Below are 15,364 nucleotides of genomic sequence, written 5' to 3'. Positions count from 1 at the left end.
CAGAATCGGTACCGGCGCCATCCTCCTGCCCTACTATTCAGCGCAAAAGTCACCGAAGCGATGGGCCTGCTCGCGGCGGTTCATCCGGACCGCGTGGATACCGGTGTGGGACGCGCCTCGCTCAGCGACCCAAATTATGCCGCCAAGGTTGCGTCGTTGGTGCACGAGCTCGATGCTAGCCACCCTGCTTCAAACAACGAGCCTGCCGGGCGCGTATGGGTGTTGGGCGCCGGCGGTTCGTCCGCGCCGTTGCCGGGAACGCTCGGTGCCGGCTACGTTCATGGCCACTTCCTGCGCCCCACCGGCGGCGAGGCCGCGACCAGCGCTTATCGTGAGGCAGCAGTAGCTTCCGGGCACACTCCACACACTGTCTTAGCCGTCCGCTTTGTCACCGCCGAAACCGAGGAACAGGCCAGGGCTCTGGCCGAAGCCCTGCTGCTTTGGCGGGTGCGCAAGGATTTTGGGCACGACGGTCCCATCCCCTCAACGGCCACCGCCGCACGCTACCAGTGGAGCACGGCGGAACGCGCGAGGGCCCAGGAGCGCAGCCAGGCACTGATCGTTGGGACTCCGTCCAAGGTTCGAGCCGAGCTTTTGGCTTTGGCGGACACCCATGGGGCTGATGAACTTATGCTCAACACACTCGCCAGTGACCCCGAAGACCGATTGGAGGCCTACCGGCTCCTGGCAGACGCGCTGAAGGACTGATCTTGAAGATCTCCTGCCGCTTGAGTGCGTAGTTCTCGACAATAAATTCCTTGGTCCGATCATGTTGCGGATTGGCGATGATCCAGCCTGATTCCCGGCGGCTCCAAGTCTCTGAGCGTCTGGACGCGGGCGGACGTGAGGTCATTGAGCTGGCCGCCTCCATGCTGGAAATCAGGGAGCCGGTGAGCGCCTAGCCGGGCCGGAATTGCCGATGGGAATTTCTCGCATCACACCAGCACATAACGTGACCTACTGGGTGGTACCAGTTGAGGAACTGACACCACCCGATACTTTCAGTGCCTCGTAATCCGCCAGAAAACGGTAGATTTCAAGCTCCCCGAAAAGTTCTTAGAACTTTTTCAATCCTTTGCCCATCCGGCTCCGAATGCTTCATGACAGCCCGCACCGACAGGGTCGGGGAAGTACGGCGAGAGTAGTCGTCGTAAGGCAAGGAGATAGACATGAAACGCATGAATCGCAATTTCGCCGGTGCTCTCGGACTGATGGCAGTGGCCGCGATGGGGCTCACCGCCTGCTCGACCGGATCAGAAACCGCCGAGCCTTCGGCCTCCAGCTCCATGGCCGCACCAAGCAGCTCGGCCATGGCCAGCGAATCTGCCATGGGTGACGCGGAAATGGATCCCGCAGCGAATCTCGTTGGCTCCGGTTGCGCCGCCTACGCCGAGGCAGTTCCAAGCGGCGACGGATCGGTCGCAGGCATGGCCAAGGACCCGGTGGCGGTAGCAGCCTCGAACAACCCGCTGCTGAAGACCCTGACCGCCGCCGTGTCGGGAGAGTTGAACCCTGATGTAGATCTCGTGGACACCCTCAATGGTGACGAGTTCACGGTCTTCGCCCCGGTTGACGACGCTTTCGCAGCAATCCCGGAAAAGGACCTCAACGCGGTAGTTGAGGACGCAGATACGCTCAGCGGCATCTTGACCTACCATGTGGTCCCCGGCCAGATTGTTCCTTCGGATCTTTCGGGCTCCTACACCACCGTTGCAGGCCAGGATCTCGAGGTCACCGGCAGCGGCGACGAGCTCGAAGTCAATGGTGCTTCGGTCATCTGTGGTGGCGTGCAGACCGCCAATGCGACCGTCTACCTGGTCGACGAAGTGCTGATGCCACCGGCAAAGAAGTAACCTCAGCCGGTAGCAGCAATTCTCCAGGCGTTTAGCTGGTCGGTGTTTGGTGGTTCACTCTTCAAACACCGGCCACTAGACGTTTAATGGGCAGAACTCGGGATGGCCGTCCGGGGCATGAACTACGAACAGAGGTAATTTGGTACGCCTGTATGCGAGTCCCGGTGCTAGGCTCGACTCCATGGAATCACCACGGAGCGCGGCTGGCACAAGGCCTCCGGTTGGCGACCGTTCCGCCGAGTATTGGACCGATGTTTGCCAGCGGGTCGCCGACGGCGAGCATCAGGCGTTCGATTCGCTGTACGCAGAGCTGTCTCCGATCGTCTATGGAATCTCGGTGCGGCTGATACGCAATTCGGCCCAAGCCTCGGAGGTGACCCAAGAGGTCATGCTCGAGATTTGGAACAACGCCCAAGGCTATCGTGCAGGTTCCGGCACCATCTATGCCTGGGCTTCGACGATCGCCCGCCGCCGGGCGATCGACCGGATTCGTTCCGAGGAAGCGCGAACCCAGCGCGAGGACCGCAGCTTCACCGTCGAGCGGGAAGTCCCCGAAATCGATGAGTTCCTCATGGAACAGGTCGATTCGCAGCGGGTGCGCCATTGCTTGGACACCTTGACCGTTAAGGAAAAGCAGACGGTTTTGGACACCTACTACGGCGGGCGGACCTACGCCCAGGTGGCCGAAAGCCGGGAGATGCCGCTGGCTACGGTGAAATCAAGAATCCGCAGCGCCCTGCAGCGCTTGAAAACATGTTTGGAGGTGGCCTAAATGAATTACAAGGAAACTGACGGCTCATTGAGCGCCCACGAGCATGAGCTGCTGACCGGGTTGGCGCTGGAAGCCCTCGACTCCCCCGAAGAACGCCAACAGGCCGAGGAACTGGCCAGTTCCAACCAGGAAGCCGCCAACTGGCTTCGCGGCTACCGCGAAACGATCGCGCAGATCGACCAGGCGGCCTCGGTCGAGCCGCCGGCGGAGTTGCGCGACAAGATCTTCGCCGCGTTGCCGGCCCAAGCCGACCAGGCACCGATTTCGCTCAGCGAGCGGCGCGAGCAGAAGCAGCGCCGCGCCCCTCGTTTCGGCTGGCTCGCCGCCGCGGCGGCGGCAGTGGTGCTGATCGCGGTGCCGACAACCATTGCGGTGAACCAGCACGAGCGGGCCACCACCGCCGAGACCCAGCGCAACGAATTGCTTTCCATCCTCGACGGCCAGCAGGTGAAGGTCATCAGCTCGGAAATGGCAGAAGGGCAGGGCAAGATGATGCTGCTGGCCTCCTCGACAGGGTCGGTTGTCCTGGGACAGGATCTGCCAGCAATCGACGATCAGCACGATTACCAGTTGTGGACCATAGCCGCTGGCGAGTCCCCGGTTCCCGCCGACGTGATGCCCCATGGCAATTGGACCGCGCAATTCCCCGTCATGCCCGAGGGCACGGCCATAGCCTTGACGGTTGAACCTGCAGGTGGCTCACAAGCCCCGACCACCGATCCGGTGATGGTGCTCGCCGGCTAGAGATGACAGTGCGGTTGACCTCCATCGGCGTTATTTAGTTAGCCTAGCTAGATATACACTAAGCTTTGTTCATGAGGAAGAATCCATGAGCCAACCGCAACAGGCACTTCAACTGGTCTTGTTCCGCGATGATTTACGCACCGTGGACCATCCGGCGCTTCACGCGGCGCGGGACGCAGGAGACACTGTTGCCCTCTACATCCTCGATGAGCAATCCCCCGGCATCCGTCCGCTCGGCGGCGCCGCGCGCTGGTGGCTGCATCAGGCACTGCTCAGCCTGCGCGAATCACTGGATGACCTCGGCATCCCGCTGATCTTGCGCCGCGGCCCCGCGGCCAGGATCCTCGCCGAGCTGAGCCAGGACGGCAACCTAGACGAGGTGCACTGGAACAGGCGCTACGGCGAAGCCGAACGCGCGGTGGACGCGGAACTCAAGCTCCAGTTGCGCGGCGACGGGATCGCCGCGCACAGCTACTCCGCCGCACTGCTGCATGAACCATGGGAACTGCTGACCCAGAACGGGACCGGCTACAAGGTCTTCACGCCCTTCTACAATTCGCTGCGCGCGCAGGAACTACGCCCGCCGTTGCCCGCGCCGGCGCCGCAGCAGCGCCAGGGCTTTCCGCTGCCGCCCAGCGAATCGCTCGATGATTGGAAACTGCTGCCGACAACCCCGGATTGGTCGGAGGGGCTTGCTGCGACCTGGACCCCAGGGGAGCCAGCGGCCCAGGAACGCTTGGCCGAGACCCTCTCCTCGATAGCGCAGGACTACGCCGAGCATCACGACCGCCCGGACCTCGATGGTACTTCCGCCCTTTCCCCGGCGCTGCGCTGGGGCCATCTCAGCGCCCACCAGGTTTGGGATGAGCTCAGCAAATATGCCGTGCACTCCCCCGGTGCCGCTCAGGGAGCGGCTGCCATGCGCCGCCAAGTGGCCTGGCGGGACTTCTGCTGGCATCTCAACTACCACCACCCGCAGCTTCCCACCGAAAACCTGCGGTCCGAATTCGACGATTTCGCTTGGGCCTGGCCCGCAGACGGCGACGAGGTGGCAGAAAAAGTTGCCCGCTGGCAGCGCGGCCAAACCGGCTTCGGGCTCGTGGATGCCGGGATGGCGCAGCTCTGGCGCACCGGCTGGATGCACAATCGCGTTCGGATGGTCACCGCCAGCCTGCTGGTCAAAAACTTGGCGGTCCATTGGAAAGTCGGCGAGCAGTGGTTCTGGGATACGCTCGTCGACGCGGATGTGGCCTGCAATAGCGCAAATTGGCAGTGGGTCGCCGGCAGCGGAGCCGATGCCAGCCCGTACTTCCGGGTCTTCAATCCCGAACTGCAGGCCAAGAAATTTGATCCGCGCGGATCCTATGTGGCCCGGTACGCGCCGCTGGCTGCGGAACCACTGGTCGATCTCAAGGAATCACGCGAACAAGCGCTGGAAGCCTACAGCGAGATGAAATTGCGGCAGGGCAATTAATTTCCAAAAACTTCCGCATCCGCCAATCCATATGCGCTACAGTTCCGAATACCCAGTAGGCGGCCCCCTACCCTAGTGGGGGGCATGGGCATGACAACGTTTGAGGTGGTCTGAGATGGACGATTCAAGAGGACAGAAAAGGTCCGGGCTTTTCGCCTATGGATTTGCGGGTTTGGTATCCGCAGCGGTGCTTTTTGCGGTCGCCCAATTGGTGTCGGTATTTTTCGCCACCTCCTCTGCGCCGGGAGTAGCGCTAGGCTCGACCTTCATCGACTTCACCCCGCCGTGGCTGAAGGATTTCGCCATTGCGACCTTCGGGACCAACGACAAGCTCGCCCTGTTCATCTCCATCGGAATTGTCGCCACGATACTCGCGGCGCTGGTGGGACTGCTCGCTCGGCGAAGCTTTGCCGCCGCGGCGGCGGCCATTCTCGTCCTTGCTGCGGTGATCGGCATTGCCGTCATCACGCGTTCGGCGACCGGCCCCATGGATCTGGTCCCGGTGGTGGTCGGTACGCTGCTGGGCCTGGGAACGCTGAAATGGCTGACCGGGCTGGCCACCACGAGCTACGCCCCGGCGTCCGAGGAGGAAACCAGCCCCGGCCCCTCCCGGCGGAAGTTCCTGCTGGCTTCCTCGCTCTCCTTGCTGGGGGCGCTGGTTGTCGCGGGTGTCGGCGCCTCGATTTCCGCAACGCGAAATGCCGCCGAGGCGGCCCGCCTGGCGCTCGGTTTGCCGGCGGCCAAGGTGAAAGCCGGCAAGGTTCCGGCTGGAGCGCAGGTCGACCTTGCAGGAATGCCGAAGTTCGTCACGCCCAACGAGGATTTCTACCGCATCGACACCGCGCTGTCGGTCCCGCGGCTCGACCCCGCCGAGTGGTCGCTGCGTGTGCACGGCATGGTCGAGAACGAATTCACCATGAGCTTTGACGAGCTCTTGGGCCAGGATCTGGTGGAAAGCTACCTCACGCTGACCTGCGTCTCGAACCCGGTCGGCGGAGATCTCGTGGGCAATGCCAAATGGCTGGGCTACCCGCTGCGCAATCTACTTGAACGTGCGGTTCCGCAAGCCGGCGCGGATATGGTGCTGTCGACATCCAGCGATGGCTTCAGCGCTTCGACGCCAATTGAGGTGCTCACCGATGACCGCATGGCCCTGTTGGCCGTCGGCATGAACGATGAGCCCTTGCCGCTGGAGCATGGCTTCCCGGTGCGCATGGTTGTCCCCGGCCTCTACGGCTACGTCTCGGCGACCAAGTGGGTAGTGGATCTGGAGGTCACCCGTTTTGCCGACAAGGAAGCCTACTGGACCACCCGCGGCTGGTCGGATCGCGGACCAATCAAGATGTCTTCCCGCGTGGACGTGCCGCGCTCCTTCACTCAGCTCCCGCCCGGAGAGGTCGTGATGGGAGGCACCGCGTGGGCGCAGACAACCGGCATCTCGAAGGTCGAGGTCAAGATCGACGACGAGCCCTGGCAGGAAGCCGAACTTGCCGTAGAAGCCACGCTGGATACCTGGCGCCAATGGCGTTATGTCTGGAAGGGCGGAACCCCGGGCAACCACTCGGTCACCGTGCGCGCCTACGATGCCGCCGGAGAAATGCAGACCAGCGAGCGCGCGGATCCGGTGCCAAATGGGGCCAGCGGCTGGCAACGCGTGCAGTTCTCCGTCACCGACTCATAGACCCTGCGTGAATCGACCCATCATTGACGGCGCTAGGCCTCCGGCAGTTGTCGCTGGGCGTCAGAGCTCGACGATCTCGAATTCCATCAGATCCGCGCCGGATGCGACAGGCTTCTTCTCCGAACCGGAGTGCGCGGCATCCGCACGCGTCTCGCGCCAGTTCTCAAAATCTTCGCGCGTAGCCCACTGGGTGAACACGAAGTAGCGGTCCTCGCCGGACACCGGGCGCAGAAGTTTGAATCCCTCGAAACCCGGCGAGCCATCCACCGAGTGCTTGCGAGCGGCGAAACGCTTCTCCAGCTCCGGACCGGCTTCGCTTGGTACCTTCAACGCATTGATGACGACGATCGACATGAATTTCCCTTCATTGCCCAACTGACGCCGGGCTACCGATGATTCATATCTCAGCCTACATCCGTCCCGTCAGGCCACGCGAAGCTGTTTCGCCTGCAGCCGCTCAAGCTTGGACTTTCTGACCAGCTTGTTTGAATTGTCCACCGCCATGTACCACGAGGCAGCAACGACCAGCAGAATCAGCGAAAGCCCGATACCGCTGGCCAGATCCGCCGCGAACAGGATCGGGTTGATGATGAAAACCACCATCACCGCGGCGCCGGCCCATTGGGCGAACTTGCAGAACCCCGGACGGGCACGCCCAATCAGGAAGGTCAGGAATCCCAGAATAAGAAATGGCAGCGCGATGAAGCGGACAATACCGAAGAAATCAACGTTCGGGAAAATGCCTCCGGTGAAACGCATCGATCCGGCGGCAACCCCGCTGATGAAGAACACAAAAACGCTCGTGACCACCGCACTAAATCCGGCGATGACAACTTGAACGTAGTTGAAAGGCATCTTGTACTTCATTTCAGCACTCATGGCTGAACATCTCCTCGACCAATCGAAAACGGATAACCCTCCAATTTAAATGTACGCCCGTTTGGATGCCTTGAACCCAAGAGATTCTGCTTTCGCTTCCCATGGGAAGCTTGATCTATGGATATAGAGATCACGCGCGCACTGAGCATTCCGGAGTCGGAGCTCAGCTGGCGCTTCTCGCGTTCCTCCGGTCCCGGCGGGCAACATGTCAATACCTCCGATAGCCGCGTCGAACTGTCCTGGTCCGTAGCTGGTTCACGGGTGCTCAGCGACTACCAGCGTGAACGTTTGCTGGACCGTCTGGATTCTCGGCTCATCGCGGGGGTCCTCACCGTCAGCGCCTCCGAGCAGCGCTCCCAGCTGCGCAACCGCGAGATCGCCATGCAGAAAATCACCGATCTGGTCGGCACGGCGCTGGCTCCCGACGGCCCCCGACGACGCGCAACGAAGCCGACCAAGGGATCGCAGCGCCGCCGCCTGGCCACGAAGTCGCGCCGCTCGGAAACCAAGCAGCAACGCAAAAAACCCTCCGCCGAGTAGGTCTCTTACGAGAATCGTGGATTGATTCATCGGCAAAAAACGCGCGTTGACTCTCCCCCGCAGCAGAGTATCGAATACCTGCGGCATTAACGGTTTCGCCCGTCGGAGTGCTTTGGGCCCGGGGCTAGTCCCTCCCTGCCTGCTGCTGGAGTACGAAGGTATTGAGATCTTCGAGGGTCTGGCGCATATGGCCATCCATGGCTTCGCGGGCGCGGGCACTGTCGCGCTGCCCCAGCGCCTTGCGGATCTTTTCGTGTTCCGCGATGGCATGGGCCTGGATCTGCGGAAAGGCGCTGGTTTCCCGCCGACGGGAGGCCAGCACCCGGCCCAGCGGCTCGAAAAGGGCCGCGACGAAGACGTTGCCCGAGGCGCGCAGGATCTGGTCATGGAATTCGAGGTCCGCTTCCACGAATCGGTCCAGGCCGCCTTCCTGGTGGGCGGCTTTCATCTCGGCAACCAGTTCATCGAGCCGGGCCAGCTGAGCGTCGCTGATCTTGCCGGCCGCCAGCTCGCAGGCTCCGGTCTCCAGCATTCGGCGCAGTTCAATGAGCTGCACGGCGGCCGCGGCGGCCCCGACGCCCTCGGTGGTTGCCCGGAGCACCGCTTCCAGCGAGCTCCACATGCCCACGGGATTCACATAGGTGCCGCGGCCACGCTCAACCCGGATAATGTTCTGCGCCGCGAGGATCTTGATCGCTTCGCGCACGGTCATGCGGCTGACGTCGAGCGCCGCGCAGAGCTCCAGTTCGCCGGGAATGAGCTCGTCAACGGCTAATTCGCCGCCGATGATCCGATCCAGCACGCCATCCGCGACCTGCGTGACCAGTGACTTTCGAGACACGGTTCCTCCATCCTTGAGGCCCGATGCCCCTTTGCAGACCTGTCCAGTCTATGTGCCCGCGGCTGTTGCGGTGTGCGGAATTCCGTGGAACACTATTCCTCATGACAGATGTCTGACATCTTACCAATGAAGTCAGTCGGTCGCCCAAAGACGAAGGAGTCCTTGTTCATGCTCGAGTCCGAATTGCTCGCCGGATACCTCCCGGAACGCGAAATCGAACCTGCTGAGATCGCCGCCGCGGCACGCGCCACCGGCCGCGTCCTAGTGGTGCTCGACGATGACCCGACGGGCACCCAATCGGTCAGCAACCTGCCGGTGCTCACCAGCTGGGACGTCGCGGACTTCCGTTGGGCCTTCGGCCTGCAGCTGGACGGCGGGCGCGCGCTGGCCGTCTATGTGCTGACCAATACCCGTTCCCTCGACGCGGCGGATGCCGCCGAACGCAATGAGCAGATCGTGGCTGCCGCCTCGCAGGCCGCGGCGGAGGCGGGTATCATCCTGGCCTTTGTCAGCCGCAGTGATTCAACCCTGCGCGGCCACTTCCCGCTGGAAACCGACACCATCACCGCCACGCTCCGGGGCATCGATGCCCAGAACGCGGTGGACGCGGTGCTGATGGTCCCGGCCTTCGGCGACGCCGGACGGCTCACCGTAGGCGGCGAGCACTATATGCGCACCGGCGATGGAGAGCTGGCGAAAGTCAGCGCCACCGAATTCGCCAAGGATGCCACCTTCGGCTTCAGCACCAGCTACCTGCCCGACTACGTGGCCGAAAAGACCGGCGGCCGCGTGGCGGCCGAGGAGGTCCTGGTCTTGGATCTGGACACCATCCGCTCCGGCGCCCAGGGCATCGCGGACAAGCTGGCACAGACGAAAAACGCGCAGGTGGCCACCGCCGATATCGTCACCGAAAATGACCTGCGCGCGCTGGCCGCAGGCCTGGAACTGGCCGAGGCGGCCGGCACCCGGGTGCTCTACCGCGTTGGCCCGCCCTTCGTCCGCGCCCGCATCGGCCAGGACGTGCGCCAGCCGCTGACCGCCGAAGAGATCTTTGCCGGGAATGACGCCGGGATGCGCACCGCGGGCGGGCTGATCGTCGTCGGCTCCCACGTGGGCGTGACCACCCGCCAGCTGGCGGATCTGACCGCACAGCATGCGAACGCCGCCGTGATCGAACTGGAGGTGCCCACCATCCTCTCGGAGCAGAGCGAAAGCTACCTCGCGGCCAAGGCCGCCGAGATCGGCACCGCCCTGGCTACCCAGGACGTCATCGTGCATACCTCCCGGACGCTGGTGAAGACCGCCGACGCGGCCGAATCCCTGGAGATCGCGCGCACCGTGAGCGCCGCGGTGGTCAGCGTGGTCAACCGGATCCTGCACAGCACGCCCCCGCGGTTCGTCATCGCCAAGGGCGGGATCACCTCCTCGGATGTGGCCGCCCACGGCCTGGAGATCCGCCACGCGATCGTGCGCGGGCCGATGCTGCCGGGCATCGTCTCGCTCTGGGAATCGGTGGACGGCCCGGCAGCTGGCATCCCCTACATCGTCTTCGCCGGAAATGTCGGAGATGACAGCTCGCTGACCAAGGTCACCCGCACCCTGAGCATCACCTTCTAGCACCACCCCCAAGATTTGGAGACACCAATGAGCACCACCACTGTTGCAGTCCTCGGCCTAGGCGCCATGGGCCTTCCGATGGCCACCCGTCTGGCCACCGAACTGACCGTGCACGGCTTCGACATCTCGGCCGAGCGCATGGAACTGGCCCGCAAGGCCGGAATCAGCACCTTCGAAAACGCCCGCGAGACGGTCTCCGGCGCCGACGCGCTGCTGCTGGCCGTGCGCAACGGCGAGCAGCTGGACTCCGTGCTGTTCGGCGAAACGGGCGTGGCCCAGTCGCTGAAGCCCGGAGCGGTGGTCATCCTGACCTCCACCGTCGGGCTGGATGCGGTCCCCGCCACCGCGGCCCGCCTGGACGAGCTGGGCGTCGGCCTGGTGGATGCGCCGCTCTCCGGCGGCCCGGTGCGCGCCGGCGAAGGAGATCTGCTGATCGTGGTCGGCGCTAAGCCGGCGGAGCTAACCAAGGTCCGCCCGGTGCTCGAGCTGCTGGCCTCGACCCTGAGCATCGTGGGCGACAAGCCCGGCGACGGCCAGGCACTGAAAACCGTGAACCAGCTGCTCTGCGGCGTGCACATCGCCGCCGCCGCCGAAGCGCTGGCACTGGCCGAGAAGCTGGGCCTGGACCAGGAAACCACCCTGCAGGCATTGCAGGCCGGAGCGGCGAACTCCTTCATGCTCGGCAACCGCGGCCCGCGCATGCTCCAGGCCTACGCCGATCAGGGCGCCGAGGTGCTTTCCCGGCTGGATATCTTCGTGAAGGACATGGGCATCGTGACTTCCGCGGCCCGCGCGCTGCACCTGCCCACTCCGGTGGCTTCGGCTGCCGAACAGCTCTACCTGCTGGGCGAGGCCCACGAGCTGGCGGCCGCAGATGATTCGGCCGTGATCAAGGTCCTCGCCCCGAAGTCCACCAAGTAAAGTCGGCTGCACGCAGCTGCCCCTGAGCATTCCCGTCAAAGGAAACGAAATTTTCATGAGCCCACTTCTGCTCTTACTGATCGCGGTAGCCGGCGTTGCCCTGCTGCTGGTCGGTGTCATCAAATTCAAGATGCCAGCATTCATCGCCCTGCTGCTGGTCAGCATCCTGGTGGCCCTGGCCGCGGGGATCCCGCTGCAGGATGTGGCCGGGCTGATCACCGAGGGCATGGGCGGCACCCTGGGCAGCGTGGCGGTGCTGGTGGGCCTCGGCGCGATGCTCGGCAAGGTCATCGAGATCTCCGGCGGAGCCCAGGTCCTGTCCTCCCGGTTCACCAAGCTCTTCGGCCCGCGCCGCGTCATCGCCGCACTGACCACCGCGGCGTTCCTGCTGGCCATCCCGGTCTTCTTCGACGTCGGATTCATCGTGCTGGTGCCGATCATCTACGGCTTCGCCAAGGCGCTGAATGTTTCCCCGGTGAAGATCGGGTTGCCGGTCGGCGCGATCATGCTGGCCATCCACGTGGTGGTCCCGCCGCACCCGGGTGTCGTGGGAGGCGCCGAAATCCTCGGCGCCGACGTCGGTTGGGCCACCATCCTGGGCCTGGCCTTCTGCGCCCCGCTGGGCGTGCTGAGCTACTTCGTGGCCAAGCGCATCAACCGCCGCGAGATTCCCATGCTCCCGGAAACCGCGGAACAGTTCGCCTCCTTCGGCAAGAGCACCGATGCGGGCGACACCCTGACCAAAACCAAGGCCCCGACCTCGTCCATGGTCATCTCCATGATTCTCCTGCCCATCGTGATGATCATGCTCGGCACCGTGGGCGGCACGCTGGTCACCGCTGAATCCACCGCGGCAAATGTCCTCGGCTTCGTCGGATCCCCGGCCATTGCGCTGCTGACCACCGTGCTGGTTGCCTACTACCTGCTCGGAATACGCAGCGGCTGGTCCAGCGAGCAAACCGGAAAGGTCATGGACTCGGCGCTGGCCCCGGCCGCCATCGTGATCCTGGTGACCGGCGCCGGCGGCGTGTTCGGCAAGGTGCTCACCGAGTCGGGCATCGGCACCGTGCTGGCCGAATCACTGTCCTCCGCGGGCCTGCCGATCATCGTCATGGCCTTCGTACTGGCGGCCATCCTGCGTGCCTCGCAGGGTTCGGCCACGGTCGCGATCATCACCACCACCGGCCTGCTGGCCACCGCCGTCGAGGCGGGCGGCTTCTCCGCGGTGCAGACCGCGCTGATCCTGGCGGCCGTCGGCTTCGGCGCCTTCGGGCTGAGCCACGTGAACGACTCGGGCTTCTGGATCGTCACCCGCTTCCTGGGCCTGTCCGTCGCCGACGGGCTGCGCACCTGGACCGTGCTGACCACCGTGCTGGGTGTCGCCGGATTCGCGCTCACCTCCCTTGTCTACGCCATCGTCACCGCCGCAGGAGTCTAATCCATGCTCATCCCCATGAACCAGCTGGTCGCCGAGGCCATGGCCGCAGGCCACGCCGTCCCGGCTTTCACCTGCTACGACTTCACCACCGCACTGGCCGTGGTGGCCGAAGCCGAAACGCAGCAGCGCGCGGTCATCCTGAATGTCGCGCCGAAAACCGCGTCCAGCACCTCCGGGCTGCGCCTGATCTGCGCGCTGCGCACCCTGGGCGAACAGGCCGCGGTGCCGGTGGCGGTGCAGCTGGATCACGCCAACGACGCGCAGCTGATTGCCCGCGCGGTGCGCGCCGGCGCCACCGCGGTGCTCGCCGACGGTTCGGCCGGCACGCTGGAGGAGAATATCGCCTTCGTGCAGCAGGTGCGCTCGCTGATCGGCCCGGGCATCGTGCTGGAAGCAGAACTCGGCGCGCTGCCCGGCAACGAGGACAAGGCCTTCGAGCAGAGCGCCTCGCAGCTGACCGATCCAGAGCAGGTAGCTCAGTTCCTGGAAGCCAGCGGCGCGGACCTGCTGGCGGTAGCCATCGGCAATGTGCACGGCCGCTACAAGGGCGAGCCGAAGATCCACTGGGACGTGCTGAAGGCCATCCATGCCGAATCCACGGTTCCGCTGGTCCTGCACGGTGCGTCGGGAATCGCCGCGGAGGACCTCTCGCGGTCCATCGCCTTTGGGGTGGGCAAGGTCAATCTGAATACCGAGCTGCGCACCTCGACGCTCACCATGCTGGCGGAGCAGCTGGAACCCCGCCGCGCCGACGGGCAGAACGTCCTGGGCTTGCTCGGTGACTGGGAGCGCGCGGTGTCCGAGGTCGCAGCGTCAACGTTCGCCGCGCTGGTGGCCAGCTAGCCTGCTGCCTTCGGGGCCGCGGCGCAGGGACTTTCCGGTTCCTGCGCCGCGGCCCTTGGCTTATCCGCTGCTTACCCGGTGGCGGCAGTTCCGGCACGGTCAAGCGCCTGGCTGTGCGTGCGCAGCTGGAGCAGCGCGGCATCCAGCAATGGTGCGGCGACGCCCAGCCGCTGCGCGCGGGCGGCCAGATCCCCGAGGATGTGCTCGGCCTCGAGCGGGACCCCGTGGCCCAGGTCGCGATAGAGCGAGGAGGTGAATGCGCTGCCCGGCTCGGTGAGCAGCCCGAGGGACTGCTCATGCCCCGCGTCGCTGACCGGATAGCCGGCCGCGGAGGCGATCCGCTCGCTTTCCCCGATGGCTTCCAGGATCTTCGTCTCTCCCCCGGCGGCCAGGATATCGCCGATATTCCCGCGGAACAGGCAGGTGATGACCCCGGCCGCGGCGATGAAGGACCATTTCTCCCAGAGCCGGGCCATGGCGTTGTCCAGCACTTGGAGCTCTATGCCTTCCACGTCCAGGGCGGAAAGCACCGGCTCGGGAATCGACTGCCCGTGCAGGCCGCCGAGGCCCAGCTGGCACAGGCCGGTCAGCTGCCTGACCACCGCGTGCTCGTCCAGCGTGGCCACGATCTTCACGAGGCCGCCGAGCACCTGCCCGTCGAAGGATTTTTCCAGGGCATCGATATGGCCCAAGCCGTTGAGCAGCGGCAGGATCTGCGTGCTCTTTCCCAGCGCAGCGGAGAGTTCCGGGATCAGCCCGGCCACGGCCGGAGCCTTGACCGCCACGATCACCAGATCGAAGGGCGCTTCGCTGGCCAATGCGGTCACGGCCCGCACCGGCCAGGTGCCCTGGGCGTCCGGAGCGCTGAAGCGCAGTCCATGATCGGCAAGTTGGGCTTGGCGGCGTTCGCGCACCAAGAAGGTGACGTCCCTTCCGGCCGCCAGCAGGCGGGCTCCCAGTGCGCCGCCGGTGGCACCGGCGCCGGCAATCAGAATGCGGGCCATCTGCTCTTCCTTTCCAGCGGGCCCCGGATTGGCGCCCTGTGACGATTCTTTGGGATCGAGGGCTTCTCAGGCAGATCCATGAACCAGCCCCAGCGCCGTTGCAGCCAAGAGTCCGGCGGCAATTGCCACCAAGGATACTCCGCCGGCCAAGGTCACGATGCGGCCAGCGGATGGCGAGCGATGCACTCCGCAGCACCGGATGACCGTGATGGCCCCGGCCCACCACAGCCCGGCCCCGAGGACCACCGTCGCGCAAAGCAATGCGGTCCTAAACCCGGCGCCTTCGGCTTGCCCGATGAACTGGGGAAGAATGGCCGCGAAGAACAGCAGCGCCTTGGGGTTGGTCGCATTGGTGAGCAGCCCGCGGGCGTAGCCGCCCCGGGCCTGCGGGGCGTGCACTGGCACTGCGCCGTCCACCCGGGGCAATCCTGCGCGCAGCATGCCGATCCCCATCCACAGCAGCACCATGGCACCCAGGAGCTGCGCCACGGTCATGGCCCTCGGTGCCGAGACCAGCAGCGCGGTCACCCCTGCCACGGCGAGCAGCGCATGCAGCATCAGCCCGGTGACCACTCCCGCGGCTGTGGAGGCTCCTTGCCGTACCGACCGGGTAGCGGACTGCGCCACCAGAGCCAGATCGGGGCCGGGCACCGCCAAGGCCACCAATAGCGCGAGGGCGAAAGCCGCCCATGATTCAATTCCCATGCCATTCCTCCGGTCCGCCGCTGTGGTTCCGGGTTCAGCCTAAGGTCTTGAT

At 64.7% G+C, this 15,364-nt stretch carries 16 protein-coding genes; 11 read left to right on the top strand and 5 right to left on the bottom strand.

The features are described from left to right. Positions 1-60: 60 nt before the first annotated feature. The 6 genes from ACT3TP_RS10105 to ACT3TP_RS10080 all read left to right on the top strand — a co-directional run bounded on the left by ACT3TP_RS10105 (position 61) and on the right by ACT3TP_RS10080 (position 6,524). Positions 61-708: an LLM class flavin-dependent oxidoreductase gene (locus ACT3TP_RS10105; RefSeq protein ID WP_444620517.1), complete on the top strand. Its 648-nt coding sequence runs from the start codon at positions 61-63 to the stop codon at positions 706-708. A gap of 461 nt (positions 709-1,169) precedes the next feature. Next, on the top strand, positions 1,170-1,853 hold the full coding sequence (locus tag ACT3TP_RS10100; protein WP_096288383.1) for a fasciclin domain-containing protein: 684 nt from the start codon (positions 1,170-1,172) through the stop codon (positions 1,851-1,853). A gap of 181 nt (positions 1,854-2,034) precedes the next feature. Continuing rightward, positions 2,035-2,625 (top strand): sigma-70 family RNA polymerase sigma factor, encoded by a 591-nt coding sequence (locus ACT3TP_RS10095; RefSeq protein ID WP_096288381.1) that lies wholly within the window; start codon positions 2,035-2,037, stop codon positions 2,623-2,625. Continuing rightward, a complete protein-coding gene (locus ACT3TP_RS10090; RefSeq protein WP_096288379.1) occupies positions 2,626-3,369 on the top strand; it encodes an anti-sigma factor in 744 nt (247 codons plus the stop codon). Positions 3,370-3,454: 85 nt separating this feature from the next. Next, entirely contained in the window at positions 3,455-4,843 is a 1,389-nt protein-coding gene (locus ACT3TP_RS10085; RefSeq protein WP_444620516.1) for a cryptochrome/photolyase family protein, read from the top strand. 115 nt (positions 4,844-4,958) lie between these two features. Beyond that, positions 4,959-6,524, top strand: a complete 1,566-nt coding sequence (locus ACT3TP_RS10080) for a molybdopterin-dependent oxidoreductase (RefSeq protein WP_444620515.1) — start codon at positions 4,959-4,961, stop codon at positions 6,522-6,524. A gap of 60 nt (positions 6,525-6,584) precedes the next feature. On the opposite strand, the gene ACT3TP_RS10075 is transcribed toward ACT3TP_RS10080, so the two are convergent. Then, positions 6,585-6,878: an antibiotic biosynthesis monooxygenase family protein gene (locus ACT3TP_RS10075; RefSeq protein ID WP_096288373.1), complete on the bottom strand. Its 294-nt coding sequence runs from the start codon at positions 6,876-6,878 to the stop codon at positions 6,585-6,587. 69 nt (positions 6,879-6,947) lie between these two features. Next, positions 6,948-7,403: a DUF6069 family protein gene (locus ACT3TP_RS10070; protein ID WP_444620514.1), complete on the bottom strand. Its 456-nt coding sequence runs from the start codon at positions 7,401-7,403 to the stop codon at positions 6,948-6,950. Positions 7,404-7,520: 117 nt separating this feature from the next. On the opposite strand from ACT3TP_RS10070, the gene arfB reads away from it, so the two are divergent. Beyond that, positions 7,521-7,943, top strand: coding sequence for an alternative ribosome rescue aminoacyl-tRNA hydrolase ArfB (gene arfB, locus ACT3TP_RS10065; RefSeq protein ID WP_444620513.1), 423 nt, complete (start codon positions 7,521-7,523; stop codon positions 7,941-7,943). A gap of 124 nt (positions 7,944-8,067) precedes the next feature. Here the strand turns inward: arfB and ACT3TP_RS10060 are convergent, their stop codons facing one another. Beyond that, complete coding sequence (locus ACT3TP_RS10060) at positions 8,068-8,784, bottom strand: FadR/GntR family transcriptional regulator (protein WP_444620512.1); 717 nt, start codon at positions 8,782-8,784, stop codon at positions 8,068-8,070. A gap of 168 nt (positions 8,785-8,952) precedes the next feature. Here ACT3TP_RS10060 and ACT3TP_RS10055 point away from each other — a divergent pair, with 168 nt between their 5' ends. The 4 genes from ACT3TP_RS10055 to ACT3TP_RS10040 are packed head-to-tail and all read left to right on the top strand — an operon-like array spanning position 8,953 to position 13,603. Continuing rightward, positions 8,953-10,401 carry a four-carbon acid sugar kinase family protein gene (locus ACT3TP_RS10055; protein ID WP_444620511.1) on the top strand — a complete coding sequence of 483 codons (1,449 nt, stop codon included), beginning with the start codon at positions 8,953-8,955 and terminating at the stop codon, positions 10,399-10,401. 27 nt (positions 10,402-10,428) lie between these two features. Beyond that, positions 10,429-11,322, top strand: coding sequence for an NAD(P)-dependent oxidoreductase (locus ACT3TP_RS10050; RefSeq protein ID WP_444620510.1), 894 nt, complete (start codon positions 10,429-10,431; stop codon positions 11,320-11,322). A 55-nt stretch (positions 11,323-11,377) separates the two neighbouring features. Continuing rightward, a complete protein-coding gene (locus ACT3TP_RS10045; protein ID WP_096288360.1) occupies positions 11,378-12,760 on the top strand; it encodes a GntP family transporter in 1,383 nt (460 codons plus the stop codon). Positions 12,761-12,763: 3 nt separating this feature from the next. Next, the gene (locus tag ACT3TP_RS10040) at positions 12,764-13,603 is read left to right on the top strand and encodes a class II fructose-bisphosphate aldolase (protein ID WP_444620509.1); all 840 of its coding nucleotides are present in this window, start codon (positions 12,764-12,766) and stop codon (positions 13,601-13,603) included. A 71-nt stretch (positions 13,604-13,674) separates the two neighbouring features. On the opposite strand, the gene ACT3TP_RS10035 is transcribed toward ACT3TP_RS10040, so the two are convergent. Then, on the bottom strand, positions 13,675-14,607 hold the full coding sequence (locus ACT3TP_RS10035; protein ID WP_444620508.1) for a 2-dehydropantoate 2-reductase: 933 nt from the start codon (positions 14,605-14,607) through the stop codon (positions 13,675-13,677). A gap of 66 nt (positions 14,608-14,673) precedes the next feature. Further along, complete coding sequence (locus tag ACT3TP_RS10030; RefSeq protein WP_444616212.1) at positions 14,674-15,312, bottom strand: LysE family translocator; 639 nt, start codon at positions 15,310-15,312, stop codon at positions 14,674-14,676. Between the last annotated feature and the right edge of the window lie 52 nt (positions 15,313-15,364).

The sequence above is a fragment of the Glutamicibacter sp. AOP38-B1-38 genome (assembly GCF_052377485.1).
Lineage (GTDB): Bacteria > Actinomycetota > Actinomycetes > Actinomycetales > Micrococcaceae > Glutamicibacter.
Note: the sequence above shows the minus strand (reverse complement) of the source record. Positions and strands in the feature narration are given on the sequence as shown.

Coding starts and splice junctions, on each gene's coding strand:
- ACT3TP_RS10050 (WP_444620510.1), top strand. CDS start 10,429: ATGAGCACCACCACTGTTGCAGTCCTCGGCCTAGGCGCCATGGGCCTT.
- ACT3TP_RS10080 (WP_444620515.1), top strand. CDS start 4,959: ATGGACGATTCAAGAGGACAGAAAAGGTCCGGGCTTTTCGCCTATGGA.
- ACT3TP_RS10055 (WP_444620511.1), top strand. CDS start 8,953: ATGCTCGAGTCCGAATTGCTCGCCGGATACCTCCCGGAACGCGAAATC.
- ACT3TP_RS10105 (WP_444620517.1), top strand. CDS start 61: ATGGGCCTGCTCGCGGCGGTTCATCCGGACCGCGTGGATACCGGTGTG.
- ACT3TP_RS10035 (WP_444620508.1), bottom strand. CDS start 14,607: ATGGCCCGCATTCTGATTGCCGGCGCCGGTGCCACCGGCGGCGCACTG.
- ACT3TP_RS10075 (WP_096288373.1), bottom strand. CDS start 6,878: ATGTCGATCGTCGTCATCAATGCGTTGAAGGTACCAAGCGAAGCCGGT.
- ACT3TP_RS10030 (WP_444616212.1), bottom strand. CDS start 15,312: ATGGGAATTGAATCATGGGCGGCTTTCGCCCTCGCGCTATTGGTGGCC.
- ACT3TP_RS10100 (WP_096288383.1), top strand. CDS start 1,170: ATGAAACGCATGAATCGCAATTTCGCCGGTGCTCTCGGACTGATGGCA.
- ACT3TP_RS10070 (WP_444620514.1), bottom strand. CDS start 7,403: ATGAGTGCTGAAATGAAGTACAAGATGCCTTTCAACTACGTTCAAGTT.
- arfB (WP_444620513.1), top strand. CDS start 7,521: ATGGATATAGAGATCACGCGCGCACTGAGCATTCCGGAGTCGGAGCTC.
- ACT3TP_RS10095 (WP_096288381.1), top strand. CDS start 2,035: ATGGAATCACCACGGAGCGCGGCTGGCACAAGGCCTCCGGTTGGCGAC.
- ACT3TP_RS10040 (WP_444620509.1), top strand. CDS start 12,764: ATGCTCATCCCCATGAACCAGCTGGTCGCCGAGGCCATGGCCGCAGGC.
- ACT3TP_RS10090 (WP_096288379.1), top strand. CDS start 2,626: ATGAATTACAAGGAAACTGACGGCTCATTGAGCGCCCACGAGCATGAG.
- ACT3TP_RS10045 (WP_096288360.1), top strand. CDS start 11,378: ATGAGCCCACTTCTGCTCTTACTGATCGCGGTAGCCGGCGTTGCCCTG.
- ACT3TP_RS10085 (WP_444620516.1), top strand. CDS start 3,455: ATGAGCCAACCGCAACAGGCACTTCAACTGGTCTTGTTCCGCGATGAT.